Annotated in this window: 21 protein-coding genes and 1 pseudogene; 4 read left to right on the top strand and 18 right to left on the bottom strand. The window is 67.4% G+C overall.

All coding sequences use genetic code 11. The annotated features are described in order from the left end of the window. Positions 1-79 precede the first annotated feature (79 nt). The 6 genes from PSQ40_RS07365 to rpsP all read right to left on the bottom strand — a co-directional run bounded on the left by PSQ40_RS07365 (position 80) and on the right by rpsP (position 4,267). Complete coding sequence (locus tag PSQ40_RS07365) at positions 80-1,075, bottom strand: CobD/CbiB family protein (RefSeq protein ID WP_273950179.1); 996 nt, start codon at positions 1,073-1,075, stop codon at positions 80-82. 44 nt (positions 1,076-1,119) lie between these two features. After that, positions 1,120-1,824, bottom strand: coding sequence for a CoA pyrophosphatase (locus tag PSQ40_RS07360; RefSeq protein ID WP_273950177.1), 705 nt, complete (start codon positions 1,822-1,824; stop codon positions 1,120-1,122). A gap of 106 nt (positions 1,825-1,930) precedes the next feature. Continuing rightward, positions 1,931-2,311, bottom strand: a complete 381-nt coding sequence (gene rplS, locus PSQ40_RS07355) for a 50S ribosomal protein L19 (protein WP_273950175.1) — start codon at positions 2,309-2,311, stop codon at positions 1,931-1,933. 235 nt (positions 2,312-2,546) lie between these two features. Further along, positions 2,547-3,326, bottom strand: coding sequence for a tRNA (guanosine(37)-N1)-methyltransferase TrmD (trmD, locus tag PSQ40_RS07350; protein ID WP_273950173.1), 780 nt, complete (start codon positions 3,324-3,326; stop codon positions 2,547-2,549). 14 nt (positions 3,327-3,340) lie between these two features. Next, entirely contained in the window at positions 3,341-3,919 is a 579-nt protein-coding gene (rimM, locus tag PSQ40_RS07345; RefSeq protein WP_273950171.1) for a ribosome maturation factor RimM, read from the bottom strand. Positions 3,920-4,012: 93 nt separating this feature from the next. Next, complete coding sequence (gene rpsP / locus PSQ40_RS07340; protein WP_273927350.1) at positions 4,013-4,267, bottom strand: 30S ribosomal protein S16; 255 nt, start codon at positions 4,265-4,267, stop codon at positions 4,013-4,015. Between the two features lie 119 nt (positions 4,268-4,386). Between rpsP and PSQ40_RS07335 the strand changes: the two genes are divergently transcribed. Beyond that, positions 4,387-4,908, top strand: a complete 522-nt coding sequence (locus tag PSQ40_RS07335; RefSeq protein ID WP_273950169.1) for a GNAT family N-acetyltransferase — start codon at positions 4,387-4,389, stop codon at positions 4,906-4,908. 9 nt (positions 4,909-4,917) lie between these two features. After that, complete coding sequence (locus tag PSQ40_RS07330; protein ID WP_273950168.1) at positions 4,918-5,364, top strand: NINE protein; 447 nt, start codon at positions 4,918-4,920, stop codon at positions 5,362-5,364. 72 nt (positions 5,365-5,436) lie between these two features. Here PSQ40_RS07330 and PSQ40_RS07325 read toward each other — a convergent pair whose 3' ends face one another. The 5 genes and pseudogenes from PSQ40_RS07325 to PSQ40_RS07305 all read right to left on the bottom strand — a co-directional run bounded on the left by PSQ40_RS07325 (position 5,437) and on the right by PSQ40_RS07305 (position 12,770). After that, positions 5,437-6,642, bottom strand: a complete 1,206-nt coding sequence (locus PSQ40_RS07325; protein ID WP_273950165.1) for an FAD-dependent monooxygenase — start codon at positions 6,640-6,642, stop codon at positions 5,437-5,439. After that, positions 6,639-9,077 carry an EAL domain-containing protein gene (locus tag PSQ40_RS07320; RefSeq protein ID WP_273951145.1) on the bottom strand — a complete coding sequence of 813 codons (2,439 nt, stop codon included), beginning with the start codon at positions 9,075-9,077 and terminating at the stop codon, positions 6,639-6,641. The genes PSQ40_RS07325 and PSQ40_RS07320 overlap by 4 nt, the downstream gene beginning before the upstream one ends. A 27-nt stretch (positions 9,078-9,104) precedes the next feature. Beyond that, positions 9,105-10,319: pseudogene (locus tag PSQ40_RS07315) on the bottom strand (MASE3 domain-containing protein); the annotation flags it as partial. Between the two features lie 589 nt (positions 10,320-10,908). Next, on the bottom strand, positions 10,909-11,211 hold the full coding sequence (locus PSQ40_RS07310; protein WP_273950163.1) for an H-NS histone family protein: 303 nt from the start codon (positions 11,209-11,211) through the stop codon (positions 10,909-10,911). 260 nt (positions 11,212-11,471) lie between these two features. Continuing rightward, positions 11,472-12,770, bottom strand: coding sequence for a hemolysin family protein (locus PSQ40_RS07305; protein WP_273950161.1), 1,299 nt, complete (start codon positions 12,768-12,770; stop codon positions 11,472-11,474). A gap of 24 nt (positions 12,771-12,794) precedes the next feature. Between PSQ40_RS07305 and PSQ40_RS07300 the strand changes: the two genes are divergently transcribed. Then, entirely contained in the window at positions 12,795-13,631 is an 837-nt protein-coding gene (locus tag PSQ40_RS07300) for a symmetrical bis(5'-nucleosyl)-tetraphosphatase (protein WP_273950159.1), read from the top strand. Positions 13,632-13,783: 152 nt separating this feature from the next. Here PSQ40_RS07300 and PSQ40_RS07295 read toward each other — a convergent pair whose 3' ends face one another. The 3 genes from PSQ40_RS07295 to PSQ40_RS07285 form a co-directional block, all read right to left on the bottom strand. Continuing rightward, a complete protein-coding gene (locus tag PSQ40_RS07295; protein ID WP_273950158.1) occupies positions 13,784-15,253 on the bottom strand; it encodes a DEAD/DEAH box helicase in 1,470 nt (489 codons plus the stop codon). A gap of 163 nt (positions 15,254-15,416) precedes the next feature. Beyond that, on the bottom strand, positions 15,417-16,298 hold the full coding sequence (gene ypfJ, locus PSQ40_RS07290) for a KPN_02809 family neutral zinc metallopeptidase (protein WP_273950156.1): 882 nt from the start codon (positions 16,296-16,298) through the stop codon (positions 15,417-15,419). A 126-nt stretch (positions 16,299-16,424) separates the two neighbouring features. After that, a complete protein-coding gene (locus tag PSQ40_RS07285; RefSeq protein WP_273950154.1) occupies positions 16,425-16,748 on the bottom strand; it encodes a hypothetical protein in 324 nt (107 codons plus the stop codon). Positions 16,749-16,893: 145 nt separating this feature from the next. Between PSQ40_RS07285 and PSQ40_RS07280 the strand changes: the two genes are divergently transcribed. Further along, positions 16,894-17,841 (top strand): delta(1)-pyrroline-2-carboxylate reductase family protein, encoded by a 948-nt coding sequence (locus PSQ40_RS07280; protein WP_273950152.1) that lies wholly within the window; start codon positions 16,894-16,896, stop codon positions 17,839-17,841. 128 nt (positions 17,842-17,969) lie between these two features. Here the strand turns inward: PSQ40_RS07280 and PSQ40_RS07275 are convergent, their stop codons facing one another. The 4 genes from PSQ40_RS07275 to PSQ40_RS07260 all read right to left on the bottom strand — a co-directional run bounded on the left by PSQ40_RS07275 (position 17,970) and on the right by PSQ40_RS07260 (position 22,126). Continuing rightward, positions 17,970-18,368: a cupin domain-containing protein gene (locus PSQ40_RS07275; protein WP_273950151.1), complete on the bottom strand. Its 399-nt coding sequence runs from the start codon at positions 18,366-18,368 to the stop codon at positions 17,970-17,972. A gap of 17 nt (positions 18,369-18,385) precedes the next feature. Then, positions 18,386-18,952, bottom strand: coding sequence for a dCTP deaminase (dcd, locus tag PSQ40_RS07270; RefSeq protein ID WP_273950149.1), 567 nt, complete (start codon positions 18,950-18,952; stop codon positions 18,386-18,388). Positions 18,953-19,119: 167 nt separating this feature from the next. Continuing rightward, complete coding sequence (gene guaD, locus PSQ40_RS07265; protein WP_273950147.1) at positions 19,120-20,439, bottom strand: guanine deaminase; 1,320 nt, start codon at positions 20,437-20,439, stop codon at positions 19,120-19,122. Positions 20,440-20,578: 139 nt separating this feature from the next. Then, a complete protein-coding gene (locus tag PSQ40_RS07260; RefSeq protein ID WP_273950145.1) occupies positions 20,579-22,126 on the bottom strand; it encodes an aminotransferase class V-fold PLP-dependent enzyme in 1,548 nt (515 codons plus the stop codon). Between the last annotated feature and the right edge of the window lie 30 nt (positions 22,127-22,156).

The following is a 22,156-nucleotide window of genomic DNA, read 5'->3' as shown; positions in this document are numbered from 1 at the left end:
GCCCGGCTGGGGTGGCCCGCAGGCCATGGCAAAAGGGAATCGAGCGCGCCACCCGGCGCAGGCGGCGCGGTGCCGGGGCTCAGCCCAGCAGGCGGGCCAGCGTCAGCAGGGCCAGCAACACCATCCAGACCACGACCGAACGCCAGACCAGGCCCACGATCTGGGCCAGGTGGGCCACTTCAGGGGGGCGGCCGGAGGTGCTCGCGCTGTCCGCCGACTCGGCGTCGGCTTCGCCTGAGGTGAAGTCCGGCAACAAGGTGGGCGGTGCGGCCACCTTCAGGGCTTCGCCCCCCAGGCGCACATTGACAGCACCCGCCGTGGCGGCCAGCACCACCCCGTCATTGTCATTGGGAAAGCGCTGGGCCTGGTAGCGCCAGCCATCGATGGCTTCTTCAAAATTGCCGACCACCGCAAACACCAGCGCGGTCAGGCGGGCCGGCAACCAGTCGATCACGGTCCAGGCCTGGGCCGCCGCCTGCTGCAGCGAGGCGCTGACAGGCTGCTGCCCAGCCCGGTTGCGGTAGCGCCAGTAGCGCGACACGAACTCGCCCAGGCGGTACAGCACCGCCCCGGCCGGGCCCAGGCCAAAGGCGGCCAGCACCGAATACCAGGCCAACACGCCAAACACATGGCGGTGGGCGGCCAGCACCGAATACTCGATCACATGGCGCACGATCTCGCTGCGCGGCAACTCACTGGCGTCGACCTGCTGCCACTCGGCCAGCAGTTCACGGGCGCGGGCCTCGTCGCCGTCCTCCAGTGCATCGCGGATGTCGGTGAAATGGTGGCTGAACTGGCGAAACCCGAGCGTGACGTACAGCACGGCCACGTTCCACAGCATGGCCACGGGCCAGCCAGCGGCCCACCACAGCAACCAATGGATGCCCAGCGCCATGAGCGCCGGAAAAGCCACCGCCAGGCCCCAGGCGACCCAGCCGTGGTGCGGCTTGCCGGCATCGAAATTGCGGCTGGCCGTGCGGGCCCAGGCGCGCAGCCCCGCGTGAATCGGGTTCCCAGCGCCCAAAGGTCTGGCCTGCTCGATCAGCAGGGCCAACAAGATGGCAAAAAAGCTCATGCGCCGATGATACCGGGGCTCCCGCCGCTTCGGTCGCGCAGCCCTCAGGCCGACAGGAAACGGTAGAAATTGCGCAACATGCCGGCGGTCGCGCCCCAGATGAAGCGCTCTTCATCGCCTTCCATCCAGGGCATGGAGAACCACTCCCGGCGCACGCCTTCGGCCTCGAAGGCGTGGCGTCGGTGGTTGGCCGGGTTCATCAAAAACGACAGCGGCACCTCGAAGGCGGCCGCCACCTCGTGCGGGTTCAGGCTCAGCGTGAAATCCGGCCGCACCAGCCCCACCACCGGGGTGACCATGAAGGCCGTGCCGGTGGTGTAGAGCGGCAGATTGCCCAGCACCTGCACCCGGTCGGGCGCCAGCCCCACCTCCTCATGCGCTTCGCGCAGGGCGGTGTCGGCCGGCGTCGGGTCGGTGTCGTCCATGCGCCCGCCCGGAAAAGCCACCTGGCCCGAATGGGTGGACAACTGCGTGGTGCGCAAGGTCAGCAGCACCGTGGGCTCGTCGCGCAACACGATGGGCACCAGCACCGACGCATGGGCCGGTGAGCGGTCGGCAAAACGACGCTCCTGGGTGACCTCCGGCGTCCACACCGGCGGACTCTGAAACCGCTGCACCAGGGCGTCGGGCCGCAGCAGGTGGGCAGGCACCGGGGGCAGGTCGGCATCGGTGCCCAGCACCGGCACCCGGCGCGGGTCAAAGTCGGGCAGCCGCGACAGCGGCGTCAGCACGGGAGGCAGGGTGGTCAAGGGATCGCCTGTGGGGAAATGGGTCGGAGACAGTGGTCGGTTCAAGCCAAAAAAAAGCCGCTGACAGCGCAGGCTGCAGCGGCTTTTTTCAGCGAAGGTCGAGACCTCAAGCGGCAGCAGCCACCTTGACGCGGTTCGGCAGCTTTTCCTTGATGCGAGCCGACTTGCCGCTGCGCGAACGCAGGTAGTACAGCTTGGCACGACGGACGTCACCGCGGCGCTTCACTTCGACGCTGGCGATCAGCGGGCTGTAGGTTTGGAACGTGCGTTCCACGCCTTCGCCGCTCGAGATCTTGCGCACGGTGAAACCGCTGTTCAGACCGCGGTTGCGCTTGGCAATCACGACGCCTTCGAAAGCCTGCACACGCTTGCGGTTGCCTTCAACCACGTTCACGTTGACGATCACCGTGTCGCCAGGGGCGAAAGCGGGGATGGTCTTGTTCAGGCGAGCAATTTCTTCTTGCTCGAGGATTTGAATCAGATTCATAGGAGCCTCTAATTGATCTTGACCGCGCCACGATTGGCTTTGTCGGAATGACATACACCCCAGTCGCAGGGCCCGGGAATCTGCCCCGGCCCCACTGCACAAGGCGGCAGGGCGGTGGCGGGTTCCAAGGCCTCATCGTCCGAGGTAGCTCGCACCAAATCAGCACCCCTCGTGAAAGAGGCCCTGTCGGGCGAGCGGCCGGCCAGAGGATCGAAAAGCCTTTGATTATAACAAGTCAGCCCAAACGAGCCAAGATGGCCTCGTCGGCGGCGCTCAGGCGGCCTGCGGCACGGGCGTTTTGGATCAGTTCGGGGCGGTGCTGCGCGGTGATGCGCAGGCTTTGTTCACGGCGCCAGCGCTCGATGTGCGCGTGGTGGCCTGACAGCAGCACCTCGGGCACCGGCACCGGGTCCTGGTCGGGTGCGGGCTGCCAGTGTTCGGGCCGGGTGTAGTGCGGGCAATCGAGCAAGCCGTCGAGCGCGGGGTTGAAGCTGTCGAGCTGGTGGCTGCCCGCGTCGTTGAGCACGCCGGGCTGCAGCCGGGTCACGGCGTCGAGCAGCGCCAGCGCGGCGATCTCGCCCCCCGACAGCACGAAGTCGCCGAGGCTGATCTGCGCGTCGACATGGGCGTCAATGAAACGCTGGTCAATGCCTTCGTAGCGGCCGCACAGCAGGATGGCCCCCGGGCCGTCGGCCCAGCGGGCCACGCGGTCGTGGCGCAGCACCTCACCGATGGGCGAAAACAGCACCACCGGGGCGGGCACCGGCTCGGCCAGCGCGGCGCGGTCGGCGCGGATGGCGGCCAGGCAACGGACCAGGGGCTCGATCATCATCACCATGCCCGGCCCACCGCCGAAGGGGCGGTCGTCGACCCGCCGGTAGTTGCCGTCGGCGTGGTCGCGCGGGTTCCACAGGCGCACCGCCACCTGGTCGCTGGCGTAGGCGCGGCGCGTCACGCCGCTGGCCAGGAACGGGGCGAACAGCTCCGGGAACAGGGTGATGATGTCAAAGCGCATGGCCGGGACCCGGCTCAGACGTCAAAGTCGGCTTGCCAGTCCACCGTGATGCGGCGCCCCGGCAGGTCGACCGCGTCCACGTAGGCGGCCACAAAAGGCACCATGCGCTCGCGCGTCTTGCCGTCCTGTTCGTAGGCGATCACCAACACGGTTTGCGGACCGGTGCTCATCAGGTCGCGCACCTGGCCCAGCGCCAGGCCTTCGCGGTTGACCACCTCCAGGCCGATCAGGTCGACCCAGTAGTACTCGTCGGTAGAGGCGGTCGGAAAGCTGGAACGCGGCACGAAGATGCGCGCACCTTTGAGCGCTTCGGCGGCGTTGCGGTCGGGCACGTCCTGGGCCGAGGCCACCACGGCGTCCGAATGCTCCTTGGCCTCCTTGATGGCCAGTCGCAGGGTGCCGGTGAAGGTCTTGGCCCCCTTTTCGGCCGGCTGCAGGTACCAGCGCTTGGACGAAAACAGGGCTTCGGGCGAAGCGCTGTACGGCAGCACCCGGAACCAGCCCTTGATGCCCCAGGCGTCCGCGATGCGGCCCACCTCGACGGCGTCGGCCGGCAGTTCGGCGGGTTCTAGAGGAGGAAAATTCTGCGACATGGTCAGGGAGCCCCAAAAAATTCAGGCCGGCGGTGCGAGCACAGCCGGCCTGTCAATGCGCTTGAAATCAGCGCGTGGCTGAACGCTCAGCGATCAGGCAGCAGCCTTCTTGGCAGCTTGCTTGATCAGGCGCACCACGGTGTCGGACGCTTGAGCGCCAACGCCTTGCCAGTAGGTCAGACGGTCTTGCGCAATGCGCAGGCCTTCTTCCGATTCCTTGGCGCTCGGGTTGTAGAAACCCAGACGCTCAATGAAACGGCCATCGCGGCGTTCGCGCTTGTCAGCGACGACGATGTTGTAGAAAGGACGGGCTTTGGAGCCGCCGCGGGAGAGTCGAATGACGACCATGATTTATCCTTGGGTGGTGGAATTTCTTCCGAAATTTCTTCCAGCGTTGAGACACGCGACATAGCCACCCGGCCAGCGACACGCTGAAGAGCCTTCCATTATATCTCTTTCAAATTTCCATGCCTATCATCCGCCCGAGCAGCGACACCGACATCCCCGCCATCACCGCCATTTATGCCCACCATGTGCTGACCGGCACCGGCACTTTTGAGGTGGATCCCCCCAGCGAAACCGACATGGCCGGTCGACGCGCCGATGTGCTGGCCAAGGGCTTGCCCTACCTGGTGATGGAGCAAGACGGGGTGGTGATCGGCTTTGCTTACTGCAACTGGTTCAAGCCGCGGCCGGCCTACCGCTTCTCGGCCGAAGACTCGATCTACATGGCGGCCGGCGCCAACGGCCAAGGCTGGGGGCGCGCGCTGCTGGCCGAACTGGCCGCCCGCGCCGAGGCGGTGGGCGTGCGCAAACTGATCGCGGTGATTGGTGATTCGGGCAACGCCGGCTCGGTCGGCGTGCACCGCAGCTGTGGGTTCTCGCACACCGGGGTGCTGAAGTCCTGCGGCTGGAAGTTCAATCGCTGGCTCGACATCGTGCTGATGGAGAAAAGCCTGGGTGCCGGTGACAGCAGCGCACCCGAGTAAAGTGGGCGCATGAAAAACAAGACCATCGCGGCCTGGCTCGCCTTCCTGGGCGGCCCACTGGGCCTGCACCGCTTCTACCTGAAGGGCCTGGGGGACACCCTGGGATGGCTGCTGCCCATCCCGACCGCGCTGGGCGTTTGGGGCCTGGAGCGGGTGCAGTTGTACGGGCTGGACGACACCTTGAGCTGGATTCTGGTGCCGCTGCTGGGCTTCAACATCGCGGGCTGCGCCTTGTGTGCCATCGTGTTCGGCCTGATGACCCCCGAGAAGTGGAACGCGCGCTACAACCCCAGCGCGGCCCCCGAGGCCGCGGCCGGCCGCACCCATTGGGGCACCATTGGCGCCGTGGCCCTGGCCCTGCTGGTGGGCACGGGCGTGCTGATGGCCAGCCTGGTTTACAGCTTCCAGCGGTATTTCGAGTACCAGATCGCCGAGGCGCAAAAGATCTCGCAGTGACCCCGGCGTTCACCGCCCGCCTGCCCCACCAGCGGGCCGGTTGAACGCCCGCAGCGCGGGTGTGAAGCCCGCTCAGGCGTCTGGCAGGGGGTTCAGCGGGTCACCCGCGTAGAGCCAGGGCACGTCCAGCAGGCGTTCGCCCAACAAGGCCATGGCCGCATCGCGGCCCCATTGCACCGGGCCCGTGGCATGGAACACCCGCCCATTGCGCTCGGCGCGCGCCTGCACGCGCGCGCAGCGCTGCCAGCGGTTCAGGGCATAGCGGCGCAGCCGGGTCGGCAGGTCAATGGCCTGCTGGTCCAGCGCACGGCACAGGGCGTGAGCGTCTTCGATCGCCATGCCGGCCCCTTGGGCCAGGTAGGGCCGCATCGGGTGCGCGGCATCCCCCAGCAACGCGACCCGCCCCTGGGCCATGTCCTCCGGGCGTGCCAGCGGCGGCCGGTCACACAGCGCCCACAGGCGCCACTCGGGCACCGCGCGCACCAGGTCCTGCAGCGGGCTGCAACAGTCCGACAGCACGGCCAGCAACTGGCTGGCGTTGTTGCCGTGGTCCCATTGGGCCAGGTCGCCTTCGACCTCGCCGTGCACGATGGCCACCACATTGAGCCAGTGGCCGCCGCGCACGGGGTAGACCACCACATGCAGGTCGGGACCCAGCCAGGCCGTGACGCAAGTGCTGCGCAAGGCGGCCGGCAAGTGGGTCTGCGGCAGCATGGCGCGGAATGCCAGGTGCCCGGTCACGCGGGGCGGCTGCACGCCCAGCAAAGCCTGCCGCACAGCGCTCCACAGGCCGTCGGCACCCACCAGCACATCGCCTTCGATGCGCTTTTTCTGCGGCGTCAGCAGGGCCACCCCGTCGGTCTCGGCCTCGGCCAGGGTGACGGGGCTGTTCAGGTGCAGGCTCACTTCGGGCTGGGCCTGCACCGCCTGCAGCAGCAGTTGATGCAGGTCGGCGCGGTGGATGGTGGCATAAGGGGCCCCGTACAAGGCCTCGGCACGCCCCGCCAGACGCAAGCGGCCCAGGGTGCGACCGCTGAGGGCCGAGCGCACCTGCAAGGCATCGGGAAACGCCGCCACCGCCTGCAAGCCATCTTGCAAGCCCCAGGCCTGCAGCACCCGGACCACGTTGGGGCTGATCTGGATGCCGGCCCCCACCTCACTGAAAGCGGGTGCCCGTTCAAACAGGCGCACCCGGTGGCCGGCACGCGCCGTGGCCAGGGCCGCGGCCAGCCCCCCAATGCCACCGCCAGCCACCAAAATTTCGATCTGCGGACTCATCCAGAGATTGTGCCGTGGGCCGAGCCCGTCGCCAGGCTCAGGCCTTGCGCCTGCTCAAGCCGATCGATCGGCGCCGGACGACCAAACAGATACCCCTGGAACGCGCGGCAGCCACTTTGGCGCAGGAAATCCAGCTGCCCTTCGGTTTCCACCCCCTCAGCGACCACCGCCAGGTCCAGGCTGCCCGCCAGGGCCAGGATGGTGCGCACGATGGCGGCGTCGTTGGGGTCCACCAGCACGTCACGCACAAAGCCCTGGTCGATCTTGAGCTGGTCCAGCGGCAGGCGCTTGAGGTAGCTGAGGCTGGAATAGCCGGTGCCAAAGTCATCGAGCGAGAAGCGCAAGCCCTCCATGCGCAGCTCGGTCATCTTGGCGATCATGTCCTCGACGTCGGTCAGCAGCAGGCTCTCGGTCAACTCGAGCTGCAGGCAACGCGCGTTGGCGCCGGTGCGGCTCAGGGTGTCGAGCACCAGCTGCACAAAGTCCGGGTGGCGGAACTGGCGCGCGCTGACGTTGACCGACAAGGTCAGGTGGCGGGTCTCGGGCCGATCGGCCCACTGCACCAGCTGGGCGCAGGCCTGCTCCAGCACCCATTGGCCCAGGGGCAGGATCAGGCCGGTCTGCTCGGCCAGCGGGATGAACTCGCCCGGCGACACCATGCCCCGCTGCGGATGCGCCCAGCGCACCAGGGCCTCGACCCCGGTGATGCGCTGCTGGTCGTTGACCACGGGCTGGTAGTACAGCAGCAGTTCCTGGCGCAGCAGGCCCTGACGCAGATCACCCTCCAGCACCGAACGGGCGGTGGCGGCGGCCTGCATCTGCGGGTCAAAAAAGCGCAAGGTGTTGCGCCCATGGGCCTTGGCCTGGTACATGGCCAGGTCGGCGCGCTTGAGCAACTCGTCGATCGGGGTGTCGTCCCCGGAGAACAAGGTGATGCCAATGCTGGGGGTGCTGTAGTGCTGCAGGCCGCGCAACTCAAAGGGCTGGTTCATGCTGACCAGCAGCTTCTCGGCCACGCGCTCGGCCTGCTCGGTGGCCTCGGTCCAGTGGGGTGACAGCTCTTCGAGCATGAGGACAAACTCATCACCACCAAAGCGCGACACCGTGTCGACCTGGCGCACACTGCCCACCAGCCGGCGCCCCACCTGGACCAGCAACTGGTCGCCGATGGCGTGGCCCATGGTGTCGTTGAGGTCCTTGAAGTTGTCCAGGTCCAGGAACAGCAGTGCGCCATGCTGCCCCGAGCGGGCGCTGGCCAGGCAGGCCTGGCGCAGGCGGTCGACCAGCAGGCGGCGGTTGGGCAGGTCGGTCAGAGCGTCAAAGAAGGCCAGGCGCTCGATCTCGCGCTCGGCGCGCTTGCGGTCGGTGATGTCACGCGCCACCCCCAGCACACCGGTCAAGCGCCCGTCCTCGCCCTGGATCGGGGTCTTGATGGTTTCAAAACGCCCCCGGTGGCCATCGGCAAACACCATGTCTTCTTCGTAGGTGACCGACTCCTTGAGCCGCAGCGTCTCCAGGTCATGGGCCCGGTAGGCATGGGCCGCGTCCTCGCTGAACAGCTCGACATCGGTGCGCCCCACGATGTCGGCCTCGGGCCGGCCCGCGAAACGCTCGAACACCGGGTTGCAGTATTGGTAGACCCCGTCGGCGTCCTTGAGGAAGACCATGTCCGGCAGCGCGTTGACCAGCGTGCGCAAGCGCGACTGGTTTTGCGCCAGGGCCAGCTCCATGTTCTTGCGCTCGGTGGTGTCCATCGCGAACGCCACAAAGCCACACACCTGGCCATCGGCCAGCCGCTCGGGCGCCAGCGTGGTGTGGCGCCAGTGCACCGCCCCGCTGGGCAGCACGATGCGGTTTTCAAACACCACCACCTCGCCGTCCAGCGCGCGCTGCACAAAGGGCATCATGCGCTGCAGGCGTTCGGCCGACACGATGCTCGACAGGGGTTGACCCAGCATGGCGTCGGCGGGGTGCCCAAACCAGCGGGCATGGGCGTCGTTGACAAACAGGAAGCGCAAGTCGCGGTCCAGCCGCGACACCCCGCCAGGCATCTGGCGCAGGATGGCCGCCAGCTGGGTGTCTTTTTCGTGCGCCAGGCGCTCCGCGGCCTTGCGCGGGGTGACGTCCATGTTGAAACCCACCAGCCCAGCGACCCGGCCCAGCTTCCACAGCGGCGCCACGATGCACAGAAAGTCTCGCACCTGGCCGTGAACGTCGGTGCGCGCTTCGTACTCGATGACCTCGCCTTGCATGGCGCGTTCGTTGTAGCGCAGCCAGCGCTGCAGTTCTTCCGGCTGCTGGCTGCATTGCTCGGGCGTGCGGCCCAGTTGCGAGCCGTAATGGGCGATGCGTGCCGGGTTTTCGAGCACCAACCGCCCGGATTCGTCGCGCACCCAGGCCTCGAACGGGATGTTGTCCACCATGGTGCGCAGCACCGCCTCGTTGCTGCGCAAGGCTTCTTCGTCGGCCTTCTGGCGCGTGATGTCCCACAGCAGACCGTCCCACATGGTGCGGCCGTCGTCCAAGCGCCGCGGTGCCGAGCACAGGTGCAGGCTGCGCAGCTCGCCGTCGGCGCCGCGCACCCGGATCACGATGTCCAGCACCTCCAGCGAACGGGCCGAGTCACGCTCGGCGGCCTGCAGACGCGGCAGGTCGGCTGGCGAGACGATGCGGTACCAAGTCTGGGCGTCGCGCAGCAGATCACGGCCACTGAGGCCGGTGACCCGCTCCATCGACTCGCTGACGTAAACAAAGCGGTTCGAGCCATCAATCTCGCGTTCGACCTGGAACAGCACGCCATGCGGCAGGTTGCGAGCCAAGGCGGCCAGTTGCGCCTCGCGCTCGCGCAGGCTCTGCTCGGCGCGCCGGGCCATCTCAAAGGGCTGGCGGATGCTGATGCTGAACACCGCCTGGAAGATCAACCCATCGGCGACCAGCTTGAACACATGGCCCAGCATGTTCAGCGAGTCATCGGGTGCGCGGTAGCTGGCAAACACCACCTCCCCCAGCGCCATGACAAAACAGGCTCCCGCCAGGTGGTAGTCGCGGGCCCGCCCCCGCTGCTGGGCCTGGCCCCAGAACACGACCGCGATCGCGAGGTTGGACAGGCACAGCACGTACTCAAAAAACACCTTGAACGAGGTGAGCCCGTGGCCCGGCACAAAGGTGGCGGGGAACCCATCCAGGTGGTTGGAGCCCAGCCAGACCACCCCCGCGGCAAGCCCCAGCCCTGCCGCCAGCCAGCGCCCCGGCGGGCCCGGCAATGCCACATGGAAAGCCAGCAAGCCCAGCGCCACCGTCTCCACGCTGCGCGCCACCAGCCAGTAATAAATGGCCCGGCTGGTGCTGGACTCCGACAGGAGATCGGGCATGCCATCGAACGACAGCGCATGCATCAGGTCGCAGACCGCGACGATCGAGAACCCGAACACCAGGCCATTGAAGAACCGGTGGGAACTGACCCCCAGCGAGGACCCGGACACCACCACCACCAAGGCCGCCACGATCACCGCCAACAGCTCCAGCAGCAAGTGGACGCCAAGCCAGGCACTGGCGTGGGACGGGTCAAACAAAGGCACCGAGGGCGACAGCAACAACACGGCCAACAAGGCCGCCGCCCCGCCGCACAGGAGGGTGGTGATTCGCCGCGCACGACGCCAAGCGTCTTGTTCTTTCATCCTGCCGTCCAAATTGCTGATAGCACCACTTTATCCAGAAAACCCGGTGATGCGCACCGCCACGAACCAGGCAGCGCAAGGATTCCGTCCTGAGCGGGACAAGCAACCCCCATGCCCCACAGGCCCCATCGATCGACGCGCCTCCGGTGCGATGGCCACCGGTTTCACCACCACGGCCCGCCAGCCGCATGACAAAAATCAAATGCGAAAACGCCACTGTTCAGCCCATTCAACCAGGGCCTTGCGGTGGGGCGGTGCGGTCAAATGACCGCGGGGTTTGCCCAGCCCGCCGCGGCCAAACAGGCGCGGTACCGGAGGAAGAAATCAAAAGCGCAGATCAATACCGATTGTTTTAATGGTATCAATTCATTTCAAAAGGGAACTTCTTCCAGCCACTAAATGCCGACTGGCCGTGCTGTTGGGCGATTCATGATTCGGGCCGGGGCCAACTTTGATAAACCTTTACCTTCGCGTCACAACCCAGTGAGACAACACACATAAAAAAACCCTGCCAGACCGAGGTGTGGCAGGGTTCAGGGGCCGCGCCAACGCGTTCAGGCCTCGGCGCGGACTGTCGTACGACAGGAACTCAAGCGGCAATCAGGAACTGATTGCGGTCTTGGTCTTGAATCCATTTGGGCGCTTTGCCGCGGCCAGTCCAGGTTTCGCCGGTGGCCGGATTGCGGTATTTGGCCGCCACTTTACCGCCCTTGGCCGACGAGGCAGCACGGCCGCGCGGCGCTTGAAAGATATCTTCAGCGGTCAAACCAAAATCAGCCACCAGCGCGCGGACTTGGGCAATCGCGTCGGCGGTTTCGCGCTTGCGCGCTTCTTGAATTTGTTGTTCCAGCGCTTCACGCTGCTTCAGAAGATCTTTGTAAGTGGTGCTCATGATTTGAACAATCAAATAATGTTTAAAGCGCCATTATAAGAAGTATTTCCCGAGCCACAACCAGCACCGCACCAACCCCTTGATCTGTCGGGATTAACCTCCGGCGGCCGAATGCCACTTCGATTATCGATTCGACCGTGTGCTGAACGAATCGAACGACCGGCCCAGATTCACGCAGCAGAAACCCGCGGGCACGCAGGGAGAAAACAGCCTCATACCCCCTGCGCTGTGGGGCGGATTTCGCACAATATCGAGACGCGTCAGGTCGACGTCCCCAGCGGCCAAGCCATCACCTTGTCGATGCGCTTGCCGTCGAGGTCCACGATTTCAAATACCCAGCCCGCGCATTCAATGCGCTCGGCCGTCACCGGTAAATGCCCGGACTCCGACATCAGCAAGCCCGCCAGGGTGTTGTAGCGCCCCCGATGTTCATCGGGCAATTCCTTGATATCCAGGCGGGCCCGGAGTTCATCGACCGGCATCAAACCGTCCAGCAGCCAGGAGCCGCCTTCGCGTTGCACGGCCCAGGCATCGGCCTGGACGTGGGGCTGCAACTCACCGGTGATGGCTTCGAGCATGTCGCGTGGGGTCATCAGGCCCTGCACCACACCGTACTCGTCCACCACCAGCACCATGCGGGCCGCGCGCAGGCGGAACTGCTCCAGCAACTCCATGCCACTGAGGGTTTCGGGCAAAAAGGCCGCTGGCTGCACATGGGGCTCGATGGGGCCTTCGTGGGCCACGCCCAATTCCAGCAGGCGGGCCACACTGATCAGGCCCACCACCTCGTCGAGCGAGCCTCGGCACACCGGGTACCAGGAATGGCTGGCCTGCCCCTGGGCCGCGCTGGCCTGGCGCAGGCATTCGGCCACCGTGGCGCGGGCGTCCAGCCACTCGATTTCGGTGCGGGGCAGCATCATCGAGGTCAGTGGGCGCTCATCGAGGCGGAACACGTTGTGCACCATTTGGTGCTCATGCTCCTCGATCACCCCAGCGTCGAGCCCCTCTTCAAGGCTGGCCACAATTTCTTCTTCGGTCACGGCCCGCGCAGCCGAGTTGTCAACCCGCAAGACACGCAAGGTGGCTTGGGTGCTGATCGACAGCAGGCGCACAAAGGGCTTGGCCCCCACCGCCACCCAGGACATGGGCCGGGCCACCCAGCGGGCCACCGTTTCGGGGTACAGCTGGCCGATGCGCTTGGGCACCAACTCGCCAAACACAATTGTGATGAACGTGATCACCGTCACCACCACCGCCGTGGCCGTGATGCCCGCCGCGCCGGTGGGCATGCCCAGTTGAATCAAGCCCGCCGCCAGGCGATCGCTGAACGCGGCCTCGCCCAAAATGCCGTTCAGCATGCCGATCGAGGTGATGCCCACCTGCACCGAGGACAAAAACTGGGTCGGGTTGTCCAGCAGGTCCAGCGCTGTCTTGGCCCCCTTGTCGCCCGCCTCGGCCATGGCGGTCAGGCGCGCCTTTCGGCTCGAGGCCAGTGACATTTCAGACATGGCAAACACCGCGTTAAGCAGTGTCAGAAAGGCAATCAGCAGGAAGTCCATTCAAGGCAGTAGAGAATCAACACCATGGCAATGTACTTGATTGGTGATATTCAGGGCTGCAACGACGCCTTGGGCCGCCTGCTGGCGGCGTTGGACTTCTCGCCCAGCCGCGACACGGTTTACCTGCTCGGCGACCTGGTGAACCGCGGCCCGGACTCGCTAGGCACCTTGCGCCGCCTGATGGCCCTGGGTGACTCGGCCCGCTGTCTGCTGGGCAACCACGACCTGCACCTGTTGGCGGCGGCGCATGGCGTGCGCCCCGCGGGGCGCAAGGACACACTGACCGAGGTGTTGCAGGCGCCCGACCGTGAGGCCTTGCTGAACTGGGTGCGCCACCAACCGCTGGCGCGCCAGGAAGCCGGGGTGCTGATGGTGCACGCGGGCGTGTTGCCGTCCTGGACCCCTGAGCAGGTGCTGGCCCTGGCCGCTGAAGTGCAGGCCGTGCTGCGCAGCGACGACCTGCCGGCCTTCCTGGCGGAGATGTACGGCAACCTGCCCAACGCGTGGAACGACCGGCTGCAAGGCGCCAGCCGCCTGCGCGTGATCGTCAATGCCCTGACCCGCCTGCGCTACTGCACGGCCGAGGGCGAAATGGAGTTCGCCAGCACCGAGGGCGAAGGCGAAGGGCCCGAGGGCTACCTGCCGTGGTTTGATGTGCCGGGTCGCCGCACCGAGGGGGTGACCGTGGCCTTTGGCCATTGGTCCACGCTGGGCTGGAAGCAGCGCGACAACCTGATGTGCCTGGACACGGGCTGTGTCTGGGGCGGTTGCCTGAGTGCGGTGCGCCTGGGGGCCACCCCGGCCGACCGGACATTGATTCAAGTGAAGTGCGCCCAGTCACAAAAGCCGGGCGGCCGCTGAGTCCCCCTGCCCTGCCGACCCATCCGACCACGCCGGTGGGTCCATCGGCCTCAGACGCCCAAAACGGGGCCGGGGCCAAGCCCCGGATCGCCCGCCGCCCAGGCTGACGCACGGGCCCGTGCTCTGCACGCCCGTGAGGGCGTGGCGTCAGCTCAGGACACGACGGGCTGAGCCGCCTTGAACAGCGCAGCCACCTTGCGCTTGGGCTTGATGTTCGACGAAATCGCGCGGGCTGCGGGGGCAGCCTTGGCGGCAGCCTCCCAGGCCGGGGCGGCGTCGGGGCTCAGCGACGGGGCCTGGTACGGCTGGTCAAAGAACGGATCGCGCGGTGCACCGTGGGCGCGCTGCTGCGGACGGCGGTCCCGCTCGCGTTCGCGGTCGCGCTCACGGCCTTGGTTCTCGGCCGCCTGGCGCGGGTCCTGACCCTCGCGGTTGTACATGCGACGGCCGTCGTTGATGCGACCGCGTGGGCGGTCTTCATCGAACTCCAAGGCCTCAACCTCGATCTTCTTGTTGATCAGCTTTTCGATCTCGGCCACCAGGCGGGCGTCATTGCTGCCGCCCACGAAGCTCACAGCCAGGCCCGAAGCCCCGGCCCGCCCCGTGCGGCCAATGCGGTGCACATAGTCTTCGGCGTTGAACGGGATGTCCATGTTGAACACCGCGGGCACGTCCTTGATGTCGAGGCCCCGTGCAGCCACGTCGGTGCACACCAGCAGGTCGACTTCGCCCTTCTTGAAGGCGTCCAGCGCCTTCAGGCGCTCGTCCTGGCTCTTGTCGCCGTGCAGGGCCGCGGTCTTGAGACCATCGTGGTCCAGGGCCCGCGCCAGGCGCGCACAACCGAGCTTGCTGTTGACGAACACAAAGGCCTGCTTGATGCCATGGCGGCGCAGCACCTGGTGCAGCGCGTGGCGCTTGTTGTCGTCGTTGACGCCGTAGAAGTGCTGGGCGACGGTCGATGCGGTGGCATTGGAGCGCGCCACCTCGATGGTCACCGGGTCTTGCAGGTAACTGCCGGCCAGGCGCTTGATCTCCGGCGAGAAGGTGGCCGAGAACAGCAAGGTCGTGCGTTGCTTGGGCAGGTAGCTGAGGATGCGCTGCAGATCGGGCAGGAAGCCAATGTCCAGCATGCGGTCAGCCTCGTCGAGCACCACGTACTCCACCTGGTTGAGCACCGCGTTCTTGGCTTCGATGTGGTCCAGCAAGCGACCCGGCGTGGCCACCAGCACCTCGACACCGCGCTTGAGCTCAGCGGTCTGGGGCTTCATGTCCATGCCACCAAACACCACGGCGCTGCGCAGGTTGGTGTACTTGGCGTAGAGCTTGATCTGCTGGGCCACCTGGTCGGCGAGTTCGCGCGTCGGCAGCAACACCAGGGCCCGCACCGGGTGGCGCGCTGGCGAGGTGGAGCTGTTCTCGTGCTTGAGCAGGCGCTGCAGCAAAGGCAGCGAAAAAGCGGCGGTCTTGCCCGTACCGGTCTGGGCGGCGCCCATCACGTCCTTGCCCGTGAGCACCACCGGAATGGCTTGCGCCTGGATGGGGGTCATGGACTCGTAGCCCATTTCGGCCACGGCACGTGCCAGCGGCTCAGCCAGCGATAAATGAGAGAAAGATGTCGTCATGAAGTCCGCTATTGTCGCACTGGCTGGGAAAACCCGGTAATCGCTGTGTTTCCGGGCCCGGAGAAAAATGCCCAGCGCCCCGTGCCTGGCGCTGAACAATCGCTCATTGCTATGAAATTAAGTGCAGCCCAGCGGCACGGAGCATGGCCCCGGGCGGCACGCCTCACAAACTGCGGGCGTTGAAGGTGTCGCAAGCCCGCACGGTCCCCGCCTCCAGGCCGGTGGCGAACCAACGCTGGCGCTGGGCGCTGCTGCCGTGCGTGAAGCGCTCCGGCACCACCGCGCCACCGGCTGATTTCTGCAGCGCATCGTCACCGATGCGGGCCGCGGCGTTCATGGCCGACGCCACATCGCCCTGCTCCAGGATGTGCCGGCTGCGGTCCGCGTGGTGGGCCCAAACGCCCGCCAGGCAGTCGGCCTGCAACTCCAAGCGCACGCTGAGGGCGTTGTACTGGGCCTGGCTGACGCGGCCACGGGCCTCGTCCAGCTTTTGGCTGATGCCCAGTAAGTGCTGCACATGGTGGCCCACCTCGTGGGCGATCACATAGGCCTGGGCAAAGTCACCGGGAGCGCCCAACTGGGTCTTCAGCACGTCGTAGAACCCCAGATCGATGTAGACCTTTTGGTCGGCCGGGCAGTAGAAGGGCCCCATGGCCGACTGCCCCTGACCACAGGCGGTGGACGTGCTGCCGCGGAACAAGACCAGATGGGGGTCGCGGTATTGACCTCCCGAGCTGGCAAAAATGCTGCGCCACACGTCCTCGGTGTCGGCCAGCACGACCGACACGAAGCGTGCGGATCGGTCGTCGGCGCTCGATGCCGGGGTGCGGGTTTCCGGGGCCGCCACCGGCACCGCCTCACCGCCCTCGCTCAGCATTTGCAGCAGGGTCAGGGGACTGATGCCCATGAACCACCCCACAGCCAGGACCACCAGCACGGTCCCCAGACCCAGACGGCCACCACCAAGGCCCAGGCGAGGCGTGACACCAGACTGATCACGACGGTCTTCAATGTTGTCCGAACTTCTTTGGTCTTCCCACTTCATGGCGGCCCCTTGGGCCCAACAGGAGCCCGACTGCGCAGCATGCTACCGCCACAAGGACCGCCCCCCAACCACCAGAGCGTGAAAAAATGGACAGCCCCCGCCTGTGCGGTGGGGGGCTGGCACGACTCAGTGGGGCAGCGCCTGGGGCAAGGCGGCTTCCGCGTGCAGCGCCCGCACCAGGTCGCGGGCGCGCTGGGCCTGTTCGCACGCCACGGGCAGCGCCGGGCCGGTTTGGCTGTCGCACAGGCGCACCAGTTCGCGCTGCTGCACCCACAACGCCGACGGGGCCAAGGGACGGGACTCGGTGGCCGAAGGGCTGACCTGTATCCAGCCGGCACGGCCCAGCATTTCAATGACCAACAGCACCCCCACCACGCTGCCCAGGGCGATCAACAATGAGGGGTCCAGCAGCTGGACCCAGGTCCGGGGGGTGCGTTCAGGCTTGTACATCGCTCAGCTCTCCTTATGGTCTCCGTGAATCGTAGGTAAGCAAGCGCTACAAAGCTGTAGGACACTGGCTCATCGGCCTGTCGCCGAAAACCGAGTGCAACACAGCCCACCCCCTCCAACCCGCCCCCATTCACCAATCCACGCGATGCAAACCACCGATCAACAGGCCGGGGACGCCATCCTTCTCAGCCCCGCCCAAACTGCGAACTATTTGCCCTTTTTGCCCTTGGCACAGGAGATCGAAGCCCTGCTGCGCGACCCCGGGGTGCGGGTCCCGGCCCGGCAGGTGATGGGCTGGCCCGGCGGCGGCAGCCTGTTTGTGATGCCGGCGCACGACGACCGCCTGGGCATGAGCAAGGTCATCACCTTCACCCCTGCCAACGCGGGCAGCCCCCGTCCGACCATCCAAGGCGACGTGCTGGTGTTCGACATCCGGACCGGGGCGCGGCTGCGGGTGCTGGACGGTCCCACGGTGACGGCACGCCGAACCGCGGCCGTGTCCCTGCTCGCGGCCCAGCGGCTGGCCCCGCGGACCGACGGCCCGCTGTTGATCGTGGGCGCCGGTGTGCAGGGGCGTGCCCACCTCGACGCCTTTGTCCAGGGTCTGGGGGTTCAGGAGGTCTGGGTGGCCTCGCGCAGCGCCCGCAGCACCCAGGCGCTGCTGGACCACGCGCGGCGCCTGGGGTTGACCGCCCACGGGACCGACGATCCGCAGCAGGCGCTGCGCCATTGCCCGCTGGTGGTCACCGGCACGCCGGCCCAGCACGTGGTGCTGGACGGCCCGTTGTCAGCCGACCACTTCGTGGCCGCGGTGGGGGCCTTCACCCCGGCCATGCGGGAGCTCGGCCCGGCGCTGTGCCAACACGTGTTCGAGCACGGCACGGTGGTGGTGGACACGCCCGACGCCCAGCACGAGGCCGGTGACCTGTTGCAGGCCGGTGTGCCAATGACCGACTTGCTGACCCTGGCCCAATGCGTGCAGGCCGCGCCCCCCCGGCGCGGGCCGGTGCTGTTCAAGAGTTGTGGCTGGGCCGGTTGGGACCTGGCGGCCGCGCGCCTGGCCTGCCCGGCGTCAGCCACGGGGTCGCGCTGAGGGCTGGGTCGGGGGCAGATCACGGCCAGGGCCCGCTGCGGCCCGGGACGTTGGGCAGGTCAGCGGGCCGCGGGCGCAACGGGGACCCAGCCTCACCCATCTGGGGCTCAGGCACCGCCGCAGCCCGGTCAGTCGAGGATGACCCAGGACTTGGTGACCGTCTCCAGCACCTCGAACGAGCCCCTGAACCCCGCGGGGATGTGCAGGCTCTCGCCAGGTCCGACCTCGCGGTAAGCGCCCTGGGTGTCGTGCACCCGGCAGCGCCCGGACAGCACGGTGAACACTTCTTGCTGCGCGGCACCGAACTCGATGCGCCAGCGCCCCGGTTCGCAGCGCCACAGGCCGCTGGACAACTGGGTGGCGCCACCCGCAGGCGCGGCCACCGCCGACCAGGTTTCGCGCAGCGGGTTGCCCTGCTCCAGGCGCTCGGGCTTGGGCCGCGACAACTCGGGCGCCCCCAGCCCCGGGGGCGCGAACCAGGTGGTGGCCGGTGCCGACAAGGGGGCCGTGCGCGGGGACTCGCTCATGGCGCAGGCTCCGCGGCTCAGGCGCGCGGCAGGGTCACGCCGTGTTGGCCCTGGTACTTGCCGCCCCGGTCCTTGTAGCTGACCTCGCAGACCTCGTCGCTTTCAAAGAACAGGACCTGGGCACAGCCCTCCCCCGCGTAAATGCGGGCTGGCAGCGGCGTGGTGTTGGAGAACTCCAGCGTCACATACCCTTCCCACTCGGGCTCGAAGGGGGTGACGTTGACGATGATGCCGCAGCGCGCGTAGGTGCTCTTGCCCAGGCAGATGGTCAGCACATTGCGCGGAATGCGGAAGTACTCCACCGTGCGGGCCAGGGCAAAACTGTTGGGCGGGATGATGCAGGAGTCGCCCTCGAAGTCGACAAAGCTCTTCTCGTCGAAGTTCTTCGGGTCGACCACGGTGCTGTGGATGTTGGTGAACACCTTGAATTCCGGCGCGCATCGGATGTCGTAGCCGTAGCTGCTGGTGCCGTAGCTGATGATCTTGCGACCGTCTTGCTCACGGATCTGACCCGGCTCGAAGGGCTCGATCATGCCGTGCTGCTCGGCCATGCGCCGAATCCATTTATCGCTCTTGATGCTCATGGGGAAAACCTCCGTTGCCGGCCCGTGGGAACGTCGAGCCGCCGCCCGCTTGCCCGGCCCCCGGGGCGGGCCTGTGACGTCGGCCCGGCCGCGACCGCGCTGGCAAGGGGCCCCATTGTAGGTCAGCCCGTACTATCGAAAAAAGAGCTGCCACCCTGCGCGCAGGCTCAGTCGGCGGCCCGCGGTGCGCACCACTGACCGGCCACGGCAGTGCCCTCGATGAGGCGGTCGTCCCCCAGCACGATGAGCGAGAACAGCAACTCGTCCAGGTTGCGCGCCTGCGCCGTCTTGCGCGCCAGCAGCGGTGTGGCCTTCGGGTTGAGCAGCACGAAGTCGGCCTCGCACCCCGGGTTCAGGTTGCCGATCGAGGGGGCACCGGCCTCGCCCGCCAGCCCCAGGGCCGCAGCGGCCCCCGCCGTGTGCTGCCACCACAGGTGCTGCGGGCTCAGCGACAGGCCTGGTTTGGTCTGCCCCTCGCGGCCCACGTAGTAGGCCGCCAGCATGGTGTGGAAGGGGCTGAACGAGGTGCCCCCGCCCACGTCACTGGCCAGGCCGTAGCGGTAACCGACGCGGTCGGCGCCCTGGTAGTCAAAGAAGCCACTGCCCAGGAACAGGTTGCTGGTGGGGCTGACGGCGGCAGCGGCGCCGGTGTCGCGCATCAGGGCCCGGTCACTGTCGTCAAAGTGGATGCAGTGGGCGTAGACCGACCGATCGCGCATCAGGCCAAAGTCGGCGTAGGTGGCCAGGTAGCTGCGCGACTGCGGGAACAGCTCGCGCGCCCAGGCGATCTCGGCCAGGTTCTCGGCCACATGCGACTGAATCCACACCTGCGGGTAGCGCGCGGCCAGTTCGCCCGCCCCGCGCAACTGCTCGGGCGTGCTGGTGGGGGCAAAGCGCGGCGTGATGGCATAGCCCAGCCGGTCCACGCCGTGCCAGCGCTGGATCAGCGCCTCGGTGTCGATCAGGCTTTGCTCGGTCTGGTCGCGCACGCCATCGGGCGAGAAACGGTCCTGCAAGACCTTGCCGGTGATGAAGCGCAGGCGGCGCTGCTGCGCCTGCTGAAACAGCGCCTCGACCGAACTGGGGTGCGAGGTGGCAAAGGCCAGCGCCGTGGTCACGCCATGGCGCAGCAGTTCATCCAGGAAGAAGCTGGCCACCTCGGTCGCATAGGCCCCATCGTGAAAACGCGACTCGTGCGGGAAGGTGTAGTTCTCCAGCCAGGGCAACAGGCCCTCGGCAGGCGAGCCAATCACATCGGTCTGCGGGCAGTGGATGTGCAGGTCAACAAACCCAGGCGCCAGGATGCGGCCCGGGAAATGGGTGATGGCCAGCCCCGGAAAACGGTCCGCCAGGTCGCGGTATGGGCCCACGGCCCGCACCACCGGCTGACCCTGGGCGTCGGGGCCAATCACCAGCAGGCCGTCCTCCTCGTACAGGGCGGTGCGGTCATCGGCAAAACGGAGAATGGCGGCGCGGTAAGCTTTCATGGGGCCCGAGCTTACCCGGCGCCCCCCAGGGCTGAATAGGGGCGCCCACATACCCGCTATCCGCCCACGTGGATAGCGCCGGGCCCCCCCTGTGCCAAGCCGCCGCCGGGCCCACCGGGGCCCCACCCGGATGCGGACGTCAAATGGCCAGCGCCACCAGTTGCGGGTGCGCCTGTACGCCCCCGGCCAGCTGCCACACGGCCGCATGGCCGCGCGCGCGCAAGGCCTGCCACGCCTGGGCACTGCGCTGACCGCTGCGGCAGAACAAGACCAGGGGCACCCCCTCGGGCACGCCGGCTGCGGGCGCCCGCCCCCCCAGCACCTCGGGCAAAGGCCAGGACACCACCGGCCGCCCCCAGCGGGCCACTGCCTCGCAGGCGTGGTGCTCGTCGGCGTCACGCACATCGACCAGGCAGGTCTCGGGCTGGCGGGCCCACAGGTCAGCCAGGGCCTCGGCGTCGAGCACCGCGGCGGAAGCGGCCCCGGCGGCCTCGGCGCTCAGGGCCAGCTGGCGAGCGCAATCGCGCAAACGGTCGCACAGGGCCGCCACCTGCTCGGGCTGGGTGCACAGGCTCAGCGACAGGCGCACCGACGAGCGCGCTTGCCAGTCGGCGCAGCCCATGGCCTGCAAGACAAAGCTGGGTTGCGCCTGGGCGGCCGAACAGGCACTGCCCGCACTGACCTGCAGGCCCGCCGCGTCGAGCCAGGCGGTCAAAGCGCTGCCCACCGGCCCAGGCACCGAAAAATTGAGCGTGGTCGGCAGCGACTGGGCCAAGGGCGCGTTGAACACCACGCCGGGAAAGTTCACCTCCAGGCAGGCGCGGATCTGCTCGCGGTAGCCCCGCAAGGTGCGCAGGCTGCAGAAGGTGTCGCCCTGCTGCAGCGCCGACAGCACCGCGCCCAGCGCGGCCACCCCGGGCATGTTTTCGGTGCCCGAGCGGCGACCGCCCTCTTGCCCGCCGCCCGCGATCAGGGGCGTGTAGGGGGCGCCCGCACGCACGTACAGGAGACCGATGCCCTTGGGCGCGTGCAGCTTGTGGCCCGAGAACGGCACATAGTCGATGCGACGCTGGGCCAGCTTCAGATCCACCTTGCCCAGGGCCTGCACGCCGTCAACCAGCCACAGCGCGGGGCTGCCGTGGTCGTTCAAGGCCTGCTCGATGGCGTCGAGGTCGGAGACCACCCCGGTCTCGTTGTTGGCGGCCATCGTGCACAGCAAGGCGGTGTCGGGCAGCCAGGCCCGCAGGGTGGCCAGGTCATGCTGCCCCGAGGCGTCCACGGGCAAGGCCCGCAATTCCAGGCCCAGGCCCAGCAATTGGTTCCAGTGGGCCAGGCTTTGCGGCACCGCCTTGTGCTCGGTGGCGCCATAAACCAGGCAGCGGCCGGTGGGCAGGCCCGCGTCACGCCGCGCGCGCACGGCGCACAGCGCCGACAGCACAGCGGTCTGGATGCCTTCGGTGGCGCCACTGACAAAGATCAGCTCGCCTTGCGGCACGTTCAGCACTGCGCGGGCCCGCTGGCGCACCGCGTCCAGCAAGGCCTTGGCCTGCCGCCCACTGGCGTGGCTGCTGCTGGGGTTGCCATAGGCGCTGAGCATGGTGTGCAGCGCCGCTTCGGCGGCCTGCGGCAAGACAGGGCTGGTGGCGTTGAAGTCGAAATACAGGGAGGTCGGCAGGGGCGCGGTCATGGCGGGGTGGGCTGAATCAGGAACCCTGCC

This window comes from Curvibacter cyanobacteriorum (assembly GCF_028649475.1).
GTDB classification, from domain to species: Bacteria; Pseudomonadota; Gammaproteobacteria; order Burkholderiales; family Burkholderiaceae_C; genus Curvibacter; species Curvibacter cyanobacteriorum.
Note: the sequence above shows the minus strand (reverse complement) of the source record. Positions and strands in the feature narration are given on the sequence as shown.

Bases quoted from the DNA above. Each gene is read 5' to 3' on its own strand.
- rimM (WP_273950171.1), bottom strand. From the start codon at position 3,919: ATGTCGCAGAATTTTCCTCCTCTAGAACCCGCCGAACTGCCGGCCGAC.
- ypfJ (WP_273950156.1), bottom strand. From the start codon at position 16,298: ATGAAGTGGGAAGACCAAAGAAGTTCGGACAACATTGAAGACCGTCGT.
- trmD (WP_273950173.1), bottom strand. From the start codon at position 3,326: ATGCGCTTTGACATCATCACCCTGTTCCCGGAGCTGTTCGCCCCGTTC.
- PSQ40_RS07325 (WP_273950165.1), bottom strand. From the start codon at position 6,642: ATGAGTCCGCAGATCGAAATTTTGGTGGCTGGCGGTGGCATTGGGGGG.
- dcd (WP_273950149.1), bottom strand. From the start codon at position 18,952: ATGAGCATCAAGAGCGATAAATGGATTCGGCGCATGGCCGAGCAGCAC.
- PSQ40_RS07280 (WP_273950152.1), top strand. From the start codon at position 16,894: ATGCAAACCACCGATCAACAGGCCGGGGACGCCATCCTTCTCAGCCCC.
- rplS (WP_273950175.1), bottom strand. From the start codon at position 2,311: ATGAATCTGATTCAAATCCTCGAGCAAGAAGAAATTGCTCGCCTGAAC.
- PSQ40_RS07300 (WP_273950159.1), top strand. From the start codon at position 12,795: ATGGCAATGTACTTGATTGGTGATATTCAGGGCTGCAACGACGCCTTG.
- guaD (WP_273950147.1), bottom strand. From the start codon at position 20,439: ATGAAAGCTTACCGCGCCGCCATTCTCCGTTTTGCCGATGACCGCACC.
- PSQ40_RS07310 (WP_273950163.1), bottom strand. From the start codon at position 11,211: ATGAGCACCACTTACAAAGATCTTCTGAAGCAGCGTGAAGCGCTGGAA.
- PSQ40_RS07330 (WP_273950168.1), top strand. From the start codon at position 4,918: ATGAAAAACAAGACCATCGCGGCCTGGCTCGCCTTCCTGGGCGGCCCA.
- PSQ40_RS07275 (WP_273950151.1), bottom strand. From the start codon at position 18,368: ATGAGCGAGTCCCCGCGCACGGCCCCCTTGTCGGCACCGGCCACCACC.
- PSQ40_RS07285 (WP_273950154.1), bottom strand. From the start codon at position 16,748: ATGTACAAGCCTGAACGCACCCCCCGGACCTGGGTCCAGCTGCTGGAC.
- PSQ40_RS07335 (WP_273950169.1), top strand. From the start codon at position 4,387: ATGCCTATCATCCGCCCGAGCAGCGACACCGACATCCCCGCCATCACC.
- PSQ40_RS07365 (WP_273950179.1), bottom strand. From the start codon at position 1,075: ATGAGCTTTTTTGCCATCTTGTTGGCCCTGCTGATCGAGCAGGCCAGA.
- PSQ40_RS07295 (WP_273950158.1), bottom strand. From the start codon at position 15,253: ATGACGACATCTTTCTCTCATTTATCGCTGGCTGAGCCGCTGGCACGT.
- rpsP (WP_273927350.1), bottom strand. From the start codon at position 4,267: ATGGTCGTCATTCGACTCTCCCGCGGCGGCTCCAAAGCCCGTCCTTTC.
- PSQ40_RS07305 (WP_273950161.1), bottom strand. From the start codon at position 12,770: ATGGACTTCCTGCTGATTGCCTTTCTGACACTGCTTAACGCGGTGTTT.
- PSQ40_RS07260 (WP_273950145.1), bottom strand. From the start codon at position 22,126: ATGACCGCGCCCCTGCCGACCTCCCTGTATTTCGACTTCAACGCCACC.